This is a genomic window from Bifidobacterium sp. UBA6881, assembly GCA_002451435.1.
GTDB lineage: Bacteria > Actinomycetota > Actinomycetes > Actinomycetales > Bifidobacteriaceae > Bifidobacterium.
Genome location: DKCF01000010.1, coordinates 8,134 through 9,364, shown reverse-complemented (window position 1 = coordinate 9,364; position 1,231 = coordinate 8,134). Strand labels below are relative to the sequence as shown.

Annotated in this window: 1 protein-coding gene; it reads right to left on the bottom strand. The window is 64.3% G+C overall.

What is annotated here, in order from left to right; translation table 11 throughout:
* Positions 1-322 precede the first annotated feature (322 nt).
* The coding region (gene ftsY / locus B3C64_RS00785; RefSeq protein ID WP_291533057.1) for a signal recognition particle-docking protein FtsY at positions 323-1,231 on the bottom strand (909 nt) is incomplete at its 5' end.

Here is a 1,231-nt window from a genome sequence, read left to right as displayed (position 1 = left end):
TGATCACCGCGCAGATCGGATTCAGCGAGCATGTGCTCGGCAACGAATACTATTCGACGATCATCTTCATCATCTCTTTGGTGACGCTGGTCGCGCCGCTGCTGCTGAAGCTGACGATCCGCAAAGTGCCGGTGGCGGACACCGCGGCCGGTGCGACGGTCGCGCAATAACGCAAGATGCGAAAACCGCCGTTGCCGGATGACCGAGGGGATCCCGATTCCTGAATGTCCGGTTCCGAGGCATCGGACATTTGATTGTCTCGATAACGCGACAACGCCTCCCGGTGTCGGGAGGCGTTGTCGCTGCGGAATGGAGATGGACGTCAGGCGAGGATGCCGTCGACGAAGCCTTCCGGATCGAACGGCGCGAGGTCGTCCGGACCTTCGCCCAGGCCGACGAGCTTCACGGGCACGCCAAGCTCCTTCTGCACGGAGATCACGATGCCGCCCTTGGCGGAACCATCGAGCTTCGAGAGCACGACGCCCGTGATGCCGATCGCCTCGGCGAACACCTTGGCCTGGGTCATGCCGTTCTGGCCGGTGGTGGCGTCGAGCACGAGCAGCACTTCGTCCACCGGCAGGTTCTTTTCGGTGACGCGGCGGATCTTGCCGAGCTCGTCCATCAGGTTGGACTTGTTCTGCAGACGGCCGGCGGTGTCGATGATGAGCACGTCGGCGTTCTCTTCCTTGGCCTTGGCGCTGGCTTCGAACGCGACGGAGGCCGGGTCTGCGCCGTCCTTGTCGGAACGCACGACCGGCACGCCCACCTTGTCGCCCCACGTCTCCAGCTGGTCGGCGGCCGCCGCGCGGAAGGTGTCGGCCGCGCCCATCATGACCTTCTTGCCATCGGCCACGAACAGACGGGCGAGCTTGCCCGCGGTGGTGGTCTTGCCGGTGCCGTTCACGCCGACCATGATGATGACGCTCGGTTTGTTCGCATTCTCCTTGTTGGCGTTGAGGCGGCGGTCGGTATCGGTGCCGACGAGCTTGAGCAGCTTGTCTTTGAGCGCCGCGCGCACTTCGGCCGGATCGGACTGGCCCGCGATGCGTGCGTCGTTGCGCAGCTCGTCCACCAGCTGTTCGCTGGCTTCCGCGCCCACATCGGCGAGCAGCAGGGTGTCTTCGACGTCCTCCCAGTCGGCTTCGGAGAGCTGATCTTTGGCGAGGATGTTGAACAGGGCCTTGCCGAACGGGTTGCCGGACTTGGACAGGCGCGCCTTGAGACGCTGCAT